This window comes from Rhizobium mulingense (assembly GCF_029194105.1).
Lineage (GTDB): Bacteria > Pseudomonadota > Alphaproteobacteria > Rhizobiales > Rhizobiaceae > Rhizobium > Rhizobium mulingense.
The window spans coordinates 96,858-111,023 of the sequence record NZ_JARFVE010000007.1 but is presented as its reverse complement, the minus strand read 5'-3'; the positions used below and the strand labels follow the sequence as shown (position 1 = coordinate 111,023).

Here is a 14,166-nt window from a genome sequence, read left to right as displayed (position 1 = left end):
CCCCTATCGGGCGTTGGAAAACGTGTTGAGGGCGTTTTGCGAGAGATACGGATCTTTGCGTTCCTGACCGCGAGCGAAAACTGTTGCGGGCAGCGCCCGCCCCAGCCCCGCGCAACGTCCGAGCGACGCAAGGGATGCGGCCATGTTTTGTGCTCGGCGATTTTATCCTTCGCTCGATGGGACTCGATGGATTGTGCGATGGCGCAGGCGGCGTGGCGCATTCAATGAAGATCGTTGCGCTGTTCTTTCCAAAGGCTTCGATCGGCACCTATCTCGTTGCCATGGCGGTGGCGATCGCGCTGCCGATTTTCGCCTTCGTGGCGCTGCTTCTGCTGCAGCTGGAGGACAACCAGCGTTCGGCGCTGAAGCGCGAGACGGTGCAGGACGCGCTTGCCCTTTCGCGCATCATCGACCGCCAGCTTCAGGACATGGCAACGACGCTGCGGCTGCTGTCGAGCTCGCCGGAACTTGAAAACGGCGATCTCGCCTCCTTCCACGAGCGCACGGAAACGGCTCTCCGCAACAATTCGCTCTACGTGCTTGCGGTCGACCGCACCGGCCGGCAACTGCTGAACACACGCCGGCCTTTCGGCACGCCGCTCGGAGAGATGGCAAATATCGCTGCCCTCGATGCCGCCATCAAATCCGGTCGCATCGAGGCATCCGATGTTTTTCGCGGCAGAACCAGCGGCGATTGGGTCTATAACGTCACGCTCCCGCGGGCGGCGGATGATCCGGTCGCCGCCCTCATCATCACGCAGGATGCCAAGGATCTCGGCAGGGTGGTGACGACTCAGGGCCTGGCTCCCGGCTGGTCGGCCGCCGTCATCGATCAAAGCGGTCACGTGGTCGTTGCCGCAGGCCCCGCAGCCCTGGAACCTGGCACGCCCTTCGATCCGCGCATCCTGCCGGCGCTTGGTTTCTCCCGCGGTGTGTTCGAAGACAAAACGATCCTGCCTCACATGCTTCTCGGTTATGCTCAAATTCCCGGCTGGTCATGGAAGACGGTGATCTGGGGGCCGGTAGCACAGGCTTCGATCCTCAGCACCTGGCGCTTCCTCATCATCGGCGGCGTGGCGCTTGTGCTCGTCGCGGTGCTCGCCGCCTATGCCGTCGCGAGGCAGGTGCGCACCACCATCCGCGATATCGCCGAAATGGCAAAGCGTATGGGCGACGGCCACATTGTCTCGCCGGTCGAGACCAGCGTCATCGAGGCGAACCAGGTGGCGATCGCCCTGTCGAATGCCTCCTTCGACCGCAGCCAGACCGAGGACCGGCTGCGTTTCGTCATGCACGAGCTCGTCCACCGCACGAAAAATCTACTGACGCTTGCCCAGGCAATGATGCGCCAGCTCGCCAAGCAGGCCGACAGTGTCGAGACCTTCCAGGCCGCTGTCGCCGACCGCCTCGAGGGGCTGGTGCGCTCGATCGAGCTCCTGACCAGCGAGCAATGGGGAGGCGTGTCGCTGCGGCGGGTCGTCGATATCCATCTGCAGGCCTTCCCGCAATCGCGTGAACAGATCGAAATCACAGGTGAGGATTTCGTCCTGAAGCCGGATGCGGTGCAGAATCTCGGTCTGGCGCTGCATGAGTTGGCCACCAATTCGGTGAAATACGGCGCGCTTTCCGTTCCGCAAGGCCGTGTCCGCTTCGAATGGCGCGATGTCAGGGAAGAAAACAAGCCGGATGCCCTGCTCCGCTTCACCTGGCAGGAGCGTGGCGGCCCGCCGGTGATAGAGCCATCACGCACGGGCTTCGGTACGACCGTTATCAAAGCTCATGCGGCCTCCGCCTTCCGCGGCACAGTTGAGGTCGATTTCTTGCCTGAAGGCCTGTTGTGGGTGTTGACCGCGCAGCGCGCCACGCTGGAACGGGACTGACCCATGTCACCCGGAGGCGCGCAGGGGTTCCTGAAAGCCAAAGCGCCGGACCGCATCCCATAAATCACGTTTCATGCGGCGTGCTTCAGCCTCCCGGAACAATCGCCACCTGCACCCGTTTCGAACAGGTCGTTCCCAAGGAGAAAGACCATGTTCAAGCAAACCATCATCGCAGCCGCGGCTCTCACGGCCGCAGCCTGGGCAAGCCCGGCGGGCGCGGAAAACTATGTCACGCTTGGCCGCCTGGTCTGCGGATCGGATGGCGGCCAGGGCCTGATCATCACGTCGCAGAAGAACCTGATCTGCACCTACACGCCGGCATCCGGCGGCGCCAAGGCGGTCTACGCCGGCAAAATCGAGAAGTTCGGCCTCGACATCGGTCAGACCGGCAAGAGCGTGATGATTTGGCAGGTTATGGCGAAAACCGGCACGGATATGCCGCAATACGCCTTGGCCGGTGAATATTATGGCATCGGGGCGGATGCGAGCATCGGGGCAGGCGCCGGCGCCAAGGTGATCGCCGGCGGCACGAACAAGGCTTTCATGCTGCAGCCGTTGAACGTGCAAGCCCAGGAAGGACTGAACCTGGCGATCGGGGTTGAAAAGATGACGCTCGTACCGGGCGATGTATGACCGGAGGAGCGTTGTTTGCGGCAAGGTGAGACCGAGCTTGCATTGCACGGACCGGCCGCCATGAATCAAACAGCCGCCCAATCGGCGGCTGCATCTGGCTCGATCAATGCAAAATCGCCTTGTTGATATCCTCGGTCATTTTCTTCGCATCGCCGAGCAGCATCATCGTGCCGTCCTTGTAGAACAGCGTATTGTCGATGCCGGCATAACCGGAGCCGAGTGAGCGCTTGACGAACAGGCAGGTTTTTGCCCGATCGACGTCGAGGATCGGCATGCCGTAGATCGGCGAGGTCTTGTCGTCGCGCGCGGCAGGATTGGTGACGTCGTTGGCGCCGATGACATAGGCGACGTCGGCCTGGGCGAATTCCGAATTGATGTCCTCCAGCTCGAAGACCTCGTCATAGGGAACATTCGCTTCGGCGAGCAGCACATTCATGTGGCCAGGCATGCGGCCGGCGACGGGATGAATGGCATATTTCACCTCGACGCCGTTCTTCTTGAGGTTGTCGGCGAGTTCACGCAAGGCATGCTGGGCCTGGGCAACCGCCATGCCGTATCCCGGCACGATGATGACCTTCGACGCATTCGCCATCAGATAGGCCGCGTCCTCGGCCGAGCCGAGCTTGACCGTCCGGTCCGAGGTGTCGGGTCCGCCGGACGCCGTCTCGCCGCCGAAACCGCCGAGAATGACGGAGACGAAGGAACGGTTCATGCCCTTGCACATGATGTAGGAGAGGATTGCGCCGGAGGAACCGACGAGCGCGCCGGTGATGATCAGCGCCAGATTGCCGAGCGTGAAGCCGATGCCGGCCGCAGCCCAGCCCGAATAGGAATTCAGCATCGAGACGACGACGGGCATATCGGCGCCGCCAATCGGCACGATCAAGAGAACGCCGAGCGCCAGCGACAGCGCCACAATGGCCCAGAAATCGAAATGACTTTCGGTGACGGCAAGCCCGATGATGAACAGAATGATTAGCGCTAGCAGGGCCGCATTGATCACATGCCGGTAGGGCAGCAGGATCGGCTTGCCGGACATGCGCCCGTCGAGCTTCAGGAAAGCGATGATCGAGCCGGTGAAGGTAAGTGCCCCGATCGCCACGCCGAGCGCCATCTCTACACGCGCCTCGGTGTGGATATGACCGATCTCGCCGATGCCGAACGAGGCCGGCGTATAGAGCGCCGAAGCCGCGACCAGGACGGCCGCAAGTCCGACCAACGAATGAAAGCCGGCGACGAGCTGCGGCATCGAGGTCATGGCGATGGTGCGGGCGACATAGGCGCCGACGCTGCCGCCGATGGCAAGCCCAAGGATGATCAGCACAAAGCCGCCGAAGTCAGGCGTCGCCAGCACCAGCGTCGTCAGGATAGCGATCCCCATGCCGACCATGCCGTAGAGATTGCCCTTGCGGCTGGTGGCCGGATGCGAGAGACCCCGCAGCGCCAGGATGAACAGAACACCGGAGACGAGGTAGAGAAAGGCTGCGATATTGGTCATCGGTCGCTCACCGGTCCTTCTTGCGGTACATCGACAGCATCCGCTGCGTGACGAGGAAGCCGCCGAAGATGTTGACCGAAACCAGCACGAGGGCGACGAAGCCGAAGCCGGTCGCAAGCCCGCTCGTCGAGATGCCGACCGCCAGAAGCGCGCCGACGACAATGACAGAGGAGATCGCATTGGTGACGGCCATCAGCGGCGTATGTAACGCCGGCGTCACCGACCACACGACGTAATAACCGACGAAGATCGACAAGACGAAGATCGCGAATTGAAAGACGAAGGGATCGATCGCCCCGCCAGTAGCGGCACTCGCCGCTTCCGGCGCCTGGGCCGCCGCCGTGACGACGGCGGTCACCGCCTGGTCGAGCTGTTCCAGCGCCCTGTCCATTGCTTCACTGGCCATCAGATGTCTCCCTTCTTCGCGCCGCCGAAGGCGGGATGAACGACGTCGCCGGCATAGGTCAGCATCGTCGCCTTGACGAGCTCGTCGTCGAGGTTGACAACGACGCTGCCCGTTTCCTTGTTGACCATGGTCTCGAGGAAGGTGACGAGATTCTTGGCGTAGAGCGCCGAGGCGCTTGCTGCAACCCGGCCCGGCATATTGGCAAAACCGATCACCTTGACGCCTTCGACATCGGCGATTTCGCCGGCAACGACGTCCTCGATATTGCCGCCGCGCTCGACCGCAAGGTCGACGGCGACAGCACCCGGCTTCATCGAGGCGAGCATGGCGCGTGAAACCAGACGCGGCGCAGCGCGGCCGGGGATCAATGCCGTGGTGATGACGATATCCTGCTTGGCAATATGTTCGGCCACGAGTGCGGCCTGCTTGCCCTGATAGTCGGCCGACATTTCCTTGGCATAGCCGCCGGCCGTTTCCGCCGCCTTGAACTCCTCGTCCTCGACGGCGATGAACTTGGCGCCGAGCGAGGCAACCTGTTCCTTGGCGGCCGGGCGCACGTCGGTGGCCGAGACCGCAGCACCCAGGCGCCGCGCCGTGGCGATCGCCTGAAGACCGGCGACGCCGGCGCCCATGACGAAGACCTTGGCGGCCGGGACGGTGCCGGCTGCCGTCATCATCATCGGCATGGCGCGGTCATAAACCGCCGCCGCTTCGATGACGGCCTGGTAACCGGCGAGATTAGCCTGGGACGAGAGCACGTCCATCGATTGGGCGCGGGTAATGCGCGGCATCAGCTCCATCGCGAAAGCCGAAAGCCCAGCGCCGGCGAGGGCCGCGATCGCCTCCTCATTGCCATAGGGGTCCATGATGGCGATCACCACGGCGCCGCTTTTATAGGATGAGATTTCCTGTTCGCTCGGACGGCGCACTTTGAGCACAACGTCGGCCGAAGCGGCATCCGCCGAACTGCCGATCCTGGCGCCTACTGCCTCGAACTCTCGATCAGGGATACGTGACCCCGCCCCCGCGCCGGCTTCGACGACGACGTCAAAGCCGAAACTCTTCATTTTCTTTACTGTCTCGGCCGAGGCCGCGACACGCGTCTCCCCGCCGGCAATTTCCTTTGCAACGAAAACGATATTGCCCAACTGCCCCCTCCTCCGGGTCAGCCAGACCGCCGCAGGCTTCCCTGCGCAGGCCAAGCACCTAAGCATGTCGCGCAAAACTGTACGGCGGTTTTGCGATAACGACGTGCCAGAAAATTCAGACCTGAAGCGCGAGGAGCGAATCTGAAAGATCGCGACGCGCTTCAGTCACAAAGCTGCGGAAAAAGCCCCTCCTCCCCTTACCGCGATCAGCGGACCAGGAAGATGCCGGCAGCGAGAAGAATGATGAAAACGAAGAGGCCACCGAGAAGGCCGGCGCCGCCGAAGAACCCGGCTGTCATGGCAAGCAGCAGGACGATGAGAAGCATCGAGCCGTATTTCGTGGCCGCGATGAACATGTCGTAGGTCTTTTCATGTTCCCGGTAATCCATCGGCGCGCCGGTCTCGACCGGTCCGGTATGATGTTCGGCCATAAATATCGTCTCCCTCAAATGCCTCTGCGCTGCCTGATTCCCTCGCTTATGCCGAGGGAAATCCCTGCCTGCAGGAATTACACAATGAGAGGCGAAAGCGCAATGCATGAGAATGCCGCAGCCAACGCATGTCGCTCCCGAGCGGAAAGAAGCATGAGCGCGACGACTGCGGTGGTGTCGTCGCCCCCTTTTCTCACTCGGATGCTTTCTTCGCGAGAGTAGACGAAATCAGAGCGGCAGGTCTGTGCCGAGTTCGCCTTGCGGGACGAAACGCGCCGTCGGGATAATGGTAAGCGGCGGCAGGGTGTCATTCGGATTGCGCGAAAACATCATGCGCTGCTCGCTGGCACTGGAGATGAAGAAGGGGTAACGCGTCAGAAGCTTGCGCCCGACTTCAATCACGTTGGTCGCCATCAGCGTCACGTCAACCCCGTAACTCTCCGCCAGCCGACCGGGCACAATGGTATCGGCATAGAAAACCCGCTTGTAAAAGGCGGCATGCGGGGGCCGGACGGACTGAATAACGCGGTCCGCGCGGAAATATGCTGCCGCAACGATGGCGGGTCTCAGCGTCAGATAGGGAACCCATGGCATGTTGGCGGTGAGCTCCGGATCGGCCGCGAAACGCGCCGGGTCGATCAAGGTCAGCCCAGCGTCCAGAAGTTCGTCCATCGCCTCGGGAAAGGCCTCTCCGGACCGGCTGATACGATGCTCGGGTGTCACATAATGAATTCGGATCGTACTGACCAGTTCACCATAATAATACAGTCCGAAGATATAGGCATGGCTGTCGAAATCGACCTCGTCCAATAGGCCTTCCGGGGCAAGCGACAGCGCGCCATGGGCCTTGTAAGCCTTGTAGCGCAGCCGCTCCACCTCCTCCATGTCTTCGCTGCTTTCGACGCGGCGGTACTCGACATGATCCAAGATTTCCAGAATTTTTGTACTGAAATCGCTACGACTGAATAGTATTTCCGACATTTCCTCGATCCGCTCGTTAACGGATCATTAATCATATGCCAGTGTGATTTAGGCAAGAAAATCTGATAATTCGGGCTGTTTATAAAATATTAAGGTTAACGGCGCGGGGGGATCACTGCGGAAAGGCGGCCGCTGCGGAGCGCTCAGGCGACCTTGTTGCGCCGGCGCTGGACGGGGCGGCGACCGATGCCCTGCTGCAGCAGCGGGATGTTCTGGGAAGGCACCGCCTGAGAGAAAACATAGCCCTGGACGAGATCGGTGCTGCGGTGCTTGTTGAGCAGCGCGAGCTGCTCCTCGGTCTCGACGCCCTCGATGACGATCTTCAGGCCGAGTTCGCGGGCGAGATGGACGGTGCCGCGCAACAGTTTGAGACGGCGGGTATCCTCGACGATGTTGCGCACGAAGGAACGGTCGATCTTGACGATATCGAGCGGCAGCGTGTCGAGATAGCTGAGGCTGGAGAAACCGGTGCCGAAGTCGTCGATGGCGATGGTAATGCCGCGGGCCCTCAGCTCCGCCAGAATGGCGCGCACGGCCTGCGGCTCGTCGATCAGGCAGCTTTCGGTGACTTCGAGATGCAGCCGCGCCGCATCGAGACCGGAATGAGCCAGCGCATCGGCGACCACCGAAAGGATATCGGCATCGCGCAGGTCGCGCGCCGAGAGGTTGACCGAAACGGCGATATGGTCCGGCCAGCTCATGCACTCCGTGCAGGCCTTGAACAGGACGAAACGGGTGATGTCGGAGATAATGCCCATCTCTTCGGCAAGCCGGATGAACACGTCGGGCGGGATCGAGCCCTTCTCCGGATGCACCCAGCGGGCCAGCGCTTCGGCGCATTCTATCCGTGTGCCATCAGCTCGGAACATCGGCTGGAAGACGAGATGCAGCGCCTGCGCCGAAACCGCTTCGCGCAGGTCAGCCTTCAATTTCTGCTGCTCGATATAGCGCCCGTCCATCTCCCGTTCGAAACCGGATATGCCGCCCTTGAGGCGGGACTTGCTTTCGAACAATGCAAGATCCGCCTTGACGCTCCACTCGTCCATCGCAAAGGCCGAGCTTTCGAGGATCGCGTAGCCGGCGCTGAGCGAAACGAGGAAGGTCAGCTCGTCGACCTCGTAATGGCCCTGGATCGCGGCGTGCACGCGGCGAATCGAGAGCTCGAGCGCGGTGGGCTCCTTCGCATGTGGGAAGAACAGAATGAACTGATCGCCCATCAACCGGCCAAGGATGGCATTGCCGCAAGCCTGCTTGATGCGAGCGGCGATGGCGCAAAGCAAATGGTCGCCGGTGACGTGACCACGCATGTCGTTGACATGTTTGAACTCGTCGATATCGAGGACCATGAAGCCGAGCGGGCCGGACTTGCGCGGGTGTCTGGCGAGATATTCCTGTACCAGCTGTCCGAAATATTCGCGGTTCGGCAGGCCGGTCAGCGCATCGAAGCGGACCATGTGCATGATCTTCTGCTCCGCCTTCACCCGGCTCGAAACGTCTTCGAAGATCAGAACGGCGCCGCCGTCGGCCCTCCGGCTGGCGGAGAATTCGAGCGACAGGTCCTCGGGGAAATGGATGAGCGTGCGTGACAGGTTGCCGTCGGCGACCTGGGTGAGCTGGCGCAGGATGAGCTCCGGCTGCGAGGCATCCATGAAGCTGTAGCGGGCGCCGTAGCGCAGCACGGCGCCGAGCTCGCGGTCCTTCAGCCGCTCAGGCGCACCGATCTTCAGAAGTTCGCACGCCTTGCGGTTGATGACCTGAACGCGGTTCTCGGCATCGACCATGACGAGACCATGCGGCATGTTGTTGAGCGCCGTATCGAAACGGTCGGCAATGATGGTGATTTCCCGGCGCGCGATGACGTTCTCGTAAAGAAATTCGCGCACGCCGTTGGCCATCGCCCGCGTCGTCAGCCAGAAGGGGATAAGGAAGATCGACAGCACCCCGCGATAGAAATCCATTGCCAGCAGGCTGCAGACAATCATCGGCAGGCAGCAGAAGAACGTCTGAAGGTCGACCGCGAAGCGCGAGCCGTAGTTGCGACCGACGACGGAAACCATCGTCGCCATGGTGACGGAAATGCAGGCAAGTTCGGCAAAAGAATCGTGGACGACGAAGATGGCGTAGCCGCTGGCAAAGCCAAGCAGGGCCGTGGTGCAGGCCCCGCTGGCAACGAGAATCCGTTCCCAACGCTCGATTCCGGCAGGCGACAAGCTCTCCTTGTCGACACGATCAAACTGCCGGAAGATGGCCATGCGGGCGGTGAAAACCAGAAGGAAGGCAACCGACAGCGGAATGTAGATGAAAGATTGTGTTTTGGCGGCGACGGCAAGGCACGTCGCAATATGTACGATCACGCCGACAAGAAGCGTCATGCGATTCCCGGAAAGGGAACTCACAAACGATAGATACACATCTAAAGGGACCCTGTTCGGGCTATCTGGCTTCATCCACACTTTCCCTGTGCGCGGGAATTCTAGTGGCAACCCTTTAAAAATTGATTTCAATCGAATCAAACATTTGGTCAAATTTTCTAAAACCCAAGGATGAGCGCCACAGCCTCGGCGTGATATTGCAGCCTTTTCGCGAGATTGTTGAAATAATCATCCACGCCTGGGTTGTTAAAATAACTGCCGGCCCCTGGGGCCGGCCATCTAAAGCGCCGCCTCAACCCCGAAAATCGGAATCGTTTTCGGAAAAATCCGAAGCGCGCGCGGAAATGACGAGACGGCGCTGTACGACTATGCGCCTATGCGCGGCATTTATCCTTCCAATTTCGAAGGTCGTGGTCTACACCGATTCCAAAGAGGGGAAAGCTGCCGAATAACGGCAGGACAAGAATAAGGGAAACGCATGTCGGGACTTCTGGCGGCAAGCCGGCTGATCGATTCGGTCAGTCGGATCATGGGCAAACTTTCCGAATATATGGTGCTGTTCTGCTGTCTGATCAGTGCCGGAAATGCCATCGTCCGCTATGCCTTCAACTACAGTTCGAATGGCTGGCTGGAAATCCAGTGGTATCTGTTCGCCTTCGTCGTCATGCTCGGCGCCTCGCATGCGCTGCGCAACAATGAGCATGTCCGTGTCGATCTGATCTATGGCGCCGTGTCCGACAAGGCGAAGATCTGGATCGACATCGTCGGCCTCATCCTGTTCCTCATCCCCGTCTGCATCTTTCTCACCTGGCTCTGCTGGCCCTTCTTCGCGCTGTCCTACCGGCAGGGAGAAATATCGGGCAATGCCGGCGGATTGATCCGCTGGCCCGTCAAGCTGATCCTGGTCGCAGGCTTCGGCCTGCTGTCCCTTCAGGGCGTTTCCGAGCTGATCAAGCGGATCGCCGCCCTCACCGGCCATATCAGCATCGACACGAAATACGAAAAGCCGCTGCAATAGCGCCCCCGGGGAGGAACGGATTTGTTTGATTTCGGCATTATTCCGCCGGCCATGTTCCTGGGCATGGTCATCTTCATGCTCTACGGCTTTCCGGTCGCCTTTTCGCTCGCCGCCGTCGGCCTGTTCTTCGGCATCATCGGCATCGCCACCGGCCATTTCAGCGAAGCCTTTCTGCAAGCGCTGCCGCTGCGCTTTTTCGGCATCGTCTCCAACGACCTGCTGCTCGCCATTCCCTTCTTCACCTTCATGGGCGCGGTATTGGAACGCTGCGGCCTTGCCGAGGATCTGCTCGAAGGCACCGGCAAGCTCTTTGGCGGAATTCCCGGCGGCCTCGCCTATGCCGTCATCCTCGTCGGCGCCGTCCTCGGCGCCATCACCGGCACGGTGGCCGCCTCCGTCATCACCATGGGCGTGATCTCGCTGCCGATCATGCTGCGCTACGGTTACAGCCCGCGCCTTGCCACCGGCGTAATCGCCGCCTCCGGCACCATCACCCAGGTGATCCCGCCCTCGCTCGTGCTCGTCGTCCTCGCCGACCAGCTCGGCAGATCGGTCGGCGACATGTATCTCGGCGCGATCGGCCCCTCGATCCTGCAGGTGACGATCTTCGTCCTCTTCATTCTGGTGATGTCGATCATCCGGCCGAAATCGATGCCGCCGCTGCCGAAAGAGGTGCGCGGCGATCTCAACTGGGCGCTACTCGCCAAAGTGCTGATGGGCATGGTGCCATCGATCGTGCTGATCTTCCTGGTGCTCGGCACGATCTTCATGGGCCTTGCGACGCCGACGGAAGCCGGCGCGCTCGGCGTCGTTGGCGCCATGCTGCTCGCCGCCTTGCATCGCCGTCTCACCTGGCCGCTGATCCGCGAGGCGATGACGTCGACCACCCATATCACGTCGATGGTGGTGATGATCTTGATCGGCTCCACCTGTTTCAGCCTGGTCTTCCAGGGCATGGACGGTTCGCGCTGGATCGAGCACATGCTGTCGGGCATCCCAGGCGGCCCGGTCGGCTTCCTGATCTTCGTCAACATCTTCATCTTCGTGCTCGCCTTTTTCCTTGATTTCTTCGAAATCGCCTTCATCGTCATCCCGATGCTCGCCCCCGTCGCCTCCAGTCTCGGCATCGACCTGATCTGGTTCGGCGTGCTGATCTGCGTCAATATGCAGACGAGCTTCATGCATCCGCCCTTCGGCTTCGCGCTCTTCTATTTGCGTTCGATCGCCAGCAAGGACGTCAAGACATCCGATATCTATATGGGCGCTCTGCCCTGGGTCGGCATGCAGATCATCCTGGTGGCAATCGTGATCTTCTGGCCGCAATCGGTCACCTACTGGCTGGACCATGGCCCGAAGGTCGACCCGAATTCGATCAAGATCGAAGTGCCGGGCTTCGGCGGCCAGCTCGGCCTGCCGCCGTTGGGCGGGGGCGGCAATGGCGCGCCGCAGCTTCCGGGCCTCGCCCTGCCGCCGCTGAACGGTCTGCCGGGATCGCCGCCACCTGCCAAATAACGTGGAAAAGCAAAACCCCCGGACGGAAAATCCGGGGGTTTTGCTGCCGGCCCTCATCAGGCGTCGGCGAATGCCGCTGGCGGAAAGCTTAAAGCTTGCCGGCCCGCTGCTGGATCATCATGAACGTATCGAAGGTGTATTCCGAGAGCTGCATCCAGAGATAGGCATCACGCTTGAAGGCCGTCTGGTCCTCGTAGATCTTCTTGAAATACTGGTTCGTGCCCGAGATCTCATTGTAAATGCCGGTCGCCGCCTGGAAGCAGGCCTCCATGATCTCCTGGCTGAACGGGCGCAGCGTCGCCCCTTCCGCAACCAGTTGCTTCAGCGCAGTCGGGTTCTTCATGTCGTATTTCGCCAGCATGTTGGTGTTGGCGAAGGCGCAGGCATCGGTGAGCGCTGCCTGATAGTGCTTCGGCAGGCCGCTCCATTTTTCGAGATTGAAGAAGGCGTGCACCGTGGGTCCGCCTTCCCACCAGCCCGGATAATAGTAGTACTTCGCCACCTTGTGGAAGCCGAGCTTCAGGTCGTCATAGGGGCCGACGAACTCGGCCGCATCGATCGTGCCTTTTTCCAGCGCCGGGTAGATGTCGCCGCCGGCGATCTGCTGCGGGATGACGCCGACCTTCTCCATGATGCGGCCGGCGAGGCCGGCGATGCGCATCTTGACGCCCTTGAGGTCATCGAGTGTATTGATTTCCTTGCGGAACCAGCCACCCATCTGCGCCCCGGTATTGCCGGCCGGCAGCGCATACATGCCCTGCGTGGCGTAGAATTCGTTCATCAGCGTGTTGCCGTTGCCCTCATAGAACCAGGCATTGGTCAGGCGGCTGTTGAGGCCGAAGGGAATGGCCGTGCCGAAGGCATAGGCCGGATCCTTGCCGACGAAATAATAGGAGGTGGTATGTGCCGCCTCGACCGTGCCGGCAGCCACCGCATCGACGGCCTGCAGGCCCGGCACCACTTCACCGGCTGCGAAAGGCTGGATGGTGAAATTGCCGTCTGTCGCGGCGGCAACATGCTTGGCGATATCCTCGGCCCCGCCATAGATCGTGTCCAAGCTCTTCGGAAACGACGACGTCATACGCCATGCGATCTTCGGATTCTCTTGCGCGATCGCAGGCGCTGCCAGCGCCGTTGCGGCAACGGCGCCGGCGCCGGCGGTTCCCGCCTTCTTGAAAAACGAACGACGATCCATCAAAAACCTCCCGTATAGATGGCACTGCGCGGCCAATCCATCCCTACCCGCAGCGAGGGCAGAGCTAAGCATGGAGGGGGCCGCGATTCAAGCTTTAGTCTATTAGCCTTTGGCATCAGGATAGCAATAGGTAGCGCGCGAGGCGCCTATCAAAATCAGCAGCTTAGCGCGAGCCCCCGAACCGCGGCGCCGTTTTCGGCGCAATTGGTCATCGGACAAAGCCAGGCGTTGACTTCACCGCCGTTCTAGCGGCAAAAACGACGAGCAGAAGATTTTACCGGTGCAAACATGACGAAACCGATCGTTGCCATTCCTGCCGATATCCGCAGCTTCGACGGCGCAACCTGGCATGCCGTACAGCATCAATATCTCAGTGCCGCATTGAATGCGGCCGGCGTCATGGCCTTCTTGATTCCCGCCTTTGAGGCAGGCTACGATTCCGACGCGGTGCTCGACCGCATCGATGGTCTGCTGGTATCAGGCTCAGCCAGCAATGTGCATCCCTCGCTTTACGGCGCCGAGGCGACCGACCGGGACGGCCCCTTCGACCGCGCCCGCGACGCCACAAGCCTGCCGCTCATCCGCCGTGCCATCGACCGCGCCATCCCGCTGCTCGCCATTTGCCGTGGCATTCAGGAGCTGAATGTCGCTCTCGGCGGCTCGCTGGCAAGCGAGATCCACGAGCAGCCCGGCATCTGGGACCATCGCCGGCCGGACGGTGTCGACCGTGACGGCATGTACGCCATCCGCCAGACTGTCCACGTCAAGGAAGGTTCCTGCATCGCCGGCATCCTCGGCCCGGGCGATATCCGCGTCAATTCGCTGCATCGCCAGGCGATCGCCAGGACCGCGCCGCGCCTGCAGGTGGAAGCCACCGCCGAAGACGGCACCGTGGAGGCCGTTTCCGTCATCGATGCCAAGGCCTTCGCCGTCGGCGTGCAATGGCATCCGGAATATTGGGCCGAAACCGACAAGACATCGAACCGGCTGTTTGCCGCCTTCGGCGACGCCGTCCGCAGTTATGCCGCCGCCAAATTGCCAGCGGCAGCGGCGCAGGCAATCGCCTGAAGAGGCCAAAAGCGCCTTGCATCA

12 protein-coding genes are annotated in these 14,166 nt (G+C 61.2%); 5 read left to right on the top strand and 7 right to left on the bottom strand.

The window, feature by feature from the left end:
* Positions 1-224: 224 nt before the first annotated feature.
* On the top strand, positions 225-1,880 hold the full coding sequence (locus tag PYR71_RS17830) for a sensor histidine kinase (protein WP_275620280.1): 1,656 nt from the start codon (positions 225-227) through the stop codon (positions 1,878-1,880).
* A 150-nt stretch (positions 1,881-2,030) separates the two neighbouring features.
* Positions 2,031-2,513, top strand: coding sequence for a DUF992 domain-containing protein (locus PYR71_RS17825; protein WP_275620279.1), 483 nt, complete (start codon positions 2,031-2,033; stop codon positions 2,511-2,513).
* A 103-nt stretch (positions 2,514-2,616) separates the two neighbouring features.
* Here PYR71_RS17825 and PYR71_RS17820 read toward each other — a convergent pair whose 3' ends face one another.
* The 6 genes from PYR71_RS17820 to PYR71_RS17795 form a co-directional block, all read right to left on the bottom strand.
* Positions 2,617-4,011, bottom strand: a complete 1,395-nt coding sequence (locus PYR71_RS17820) for an NAD(P)(+) transhydrogenase (Re/Si-specific) subunit beta (RefSeq protein ID WP_275620278.1) — start codon at positions 4,009-4,011, stop codon at positions 2,617-2,619.
* A gap of 7 nt (positions 4,012-4,018) precedes the next feature.
* Positions 4,019-4,417, bottom strand: a complete 399-nt coding sequence (locus PYR71_RS17815; RefSeq protein WP_183917873.1) for a proton-translocating transhydrogenase family protein — start codon at positions 4,415-4,417, stop codon at positions 4,019-4,021.
* Entirely contained in the window at positions 4,417-5,565 is a 1,149-nt protein-coding gene (locus PYR71_RS17810) for a Re/Si-specific NAD(P)(+) transhydrogenase subunit alpha (RefSeq protein WP_275620277.1), read from the bottom strand. The genes PYR71_RS17815 and PYR71_RS17810 overlap by 1 nt, the downstream gene beginning before the upstream one ends.
* Positions 5,566-5,771: 206 nt before the next feature.
* Positions 5,772-5,996 carry an aa3-type cytochrome c oxidase subunit IV gene (locus PYR71_RS17805; protein ID WP_038691333.1) on the bottom strand — a complete coding sequence of 75 codons (225 nt, stop codon included), beginning with the start codon at positions 5,994-5,996 and terminating at the stop codon, positions 5,772-5,774.
* 228 nt (positions 5,997-6,224) lie between these two features.
* On the bottom strand, positions 6,225-6,977 hold the full coding sequence (locus tag PYR71_RS17800; RefSeq protein ID WP_275620276.1) for an N-acyl amino acid synthase FeeM domain-containing protein: 753 nt from the start codon (positions 6,975-6,977) through the stop codon (positions 6,225-6,227).
* Between the two features lie 143 nt (positions 6,978-7,120).
* The gene (locus PYR71_RS17795) at positions 7,121-9,424 is read right to left on the bottom strand and encodes a putative bifunctional diguanylate cyclase/phosphodiesterase (protein ID WP_275620275.1); all 2,304 of its coding nucleotides are present in this window, start codon (positions 9,422-9,424) and stop codon (positions 7,121-7,123) included.
* A 403-nt stretch (positions 9,425-9,827) separates the two neighbouring features.
* Between PYR71_RS17795 and PYR71_RS17790 the strand changes: the two genes are divergently transcribed.
* Complete coding sequence (locus PYR71_RS17790) at positions 9,828-10,367, top strand: TRAP transporter small permease subunit (protein WP_222139416.1); 540 nt, start codon at positions 9,828-9,830, stop codon at positions 10,365-10,367.
* 21 nt (positions 10,368-10,388) lie between these two features.
* On the top strand, positions 10,389-11,879 hold the full coding sequence (locus PYR71_RS17785) for a TRAP transporter large permease (RefSeq protein ID WP_183917865.1): 1,491 nt from the start codon (positions 10,389-10,391) through the stop codon (positions 11,877-11,879).
* Between the two features lie 88 nt (positions 11,880-11,967).
* Here the strand turns inward: PYR71_RS17785 and PYR71_RS17780 are convergent, their stop codons facing one another.
* The gene (locus PYR71_RS17780) at positions 11,968-13,074 is read right to left on the bottom strand and encodes a TRAP transporter substrate-binding protein (RefSeq protein ID WP_183917863.1); all 1,107 of its coding nucleotides are present in this window, start codon (positions 13,072-13,074) and stop codon (positions 11,968-11,970) included.
* 288 nt (positions 13,075-13,362) lie between these two features.
* Here PYR71_RS17780 and PYR71_RS17775 point away from each other — a divergent pair, with 288 nt between their 5' ends.
* Positions 13,363-14,142, top strand: a complete 780-nt coding sequence (locus PYR71_RS17775; RefSeq protein ID WP_183917861.1) for a gamma-glutamyl-gamma-aminobutyrate hydrolase family protein — start codon at positions 13,363-13,365, stop codon at positions 14,140-14,142.
* Positions 14,143-14,166: the final 24 nt, after the last annotated feature.

Excerpts from the sequence above, each read along its gene's own strand:
- PYR71_RS17780 (WP_183917863.1), bottom strand. The coding sequence starts at position 13,074 with ATGGATCGTCGTTCGTTTTTCAAGAAGGCGGGAACCGCCGGCGCCGGC.
- PYR71_RS17790 (WP_222139416.1), top strand. The coding sequence starts at position 9,828 with ATGTCGGGACTTCTGGCGGCAAGCCGGCTGATCGATTCGGTCAGTCGG.
- PYR71_RS17775 (WP_183917861.1), top strand. The coding sequence starts at position 13,363 with ATGACGAAACCGATCGTTGCCATTCCTGCCGATATCCGCAGCTTCGAC.
- PYR71_RS17795 (WP_275620275.1), bottom strand. The coding sequence starts at position 9,424 with ATGAAGCCAGATAGCCCGAACAGGGTCCCTTTAGATGTGTATCTATCG.
- PYR71_RS17830 (WP_275620280.1), top strand. The coding sequence starts at position 225 with ATGAAGATCGTTGCGCTGTTCTTTCCAAAGGCTTCGATCGGCACCTAT.
- PYR71_RS17805 (WP_038691333.1), bottom strand. The coding sequence starts at position 5,996 with ATGGCCGAACATCATACCGGACCGGTCGAGACCGGCGCGCCGATGGAT.
- PYR71_RS17825 (WP_275620279.1), top strand. The coding sequence starts at position 2,031 with ATGTTCAAGCAAACCATCATCGCAGCCGCGGCTCTCACGGCCGCAGCC.
- PYR71_RS17815 (WP_183917873.1), bottom strand. The coding sequence starts at position 4,417 with ATGGCCAGTGAAGCAATGGACAGGGCGCTGGAACAGCTCGACCAGGCG.
- PYR71_RS17800 (WP_275620276.1), bottom strand. The coding sequence starts at position 6,977 with ATGTCGGAAATACTATTCAGTCGTAGCGATTTCAGTACAAAAATTCTG.
- PYR71_RS17820 (WP_275620278.1), bottom strand. The coding sequence starts at position 4,011 with ATGACCAATATCGCAGCCTTTCTCTACCTCGTCTCCGGTGTTCTGTTC.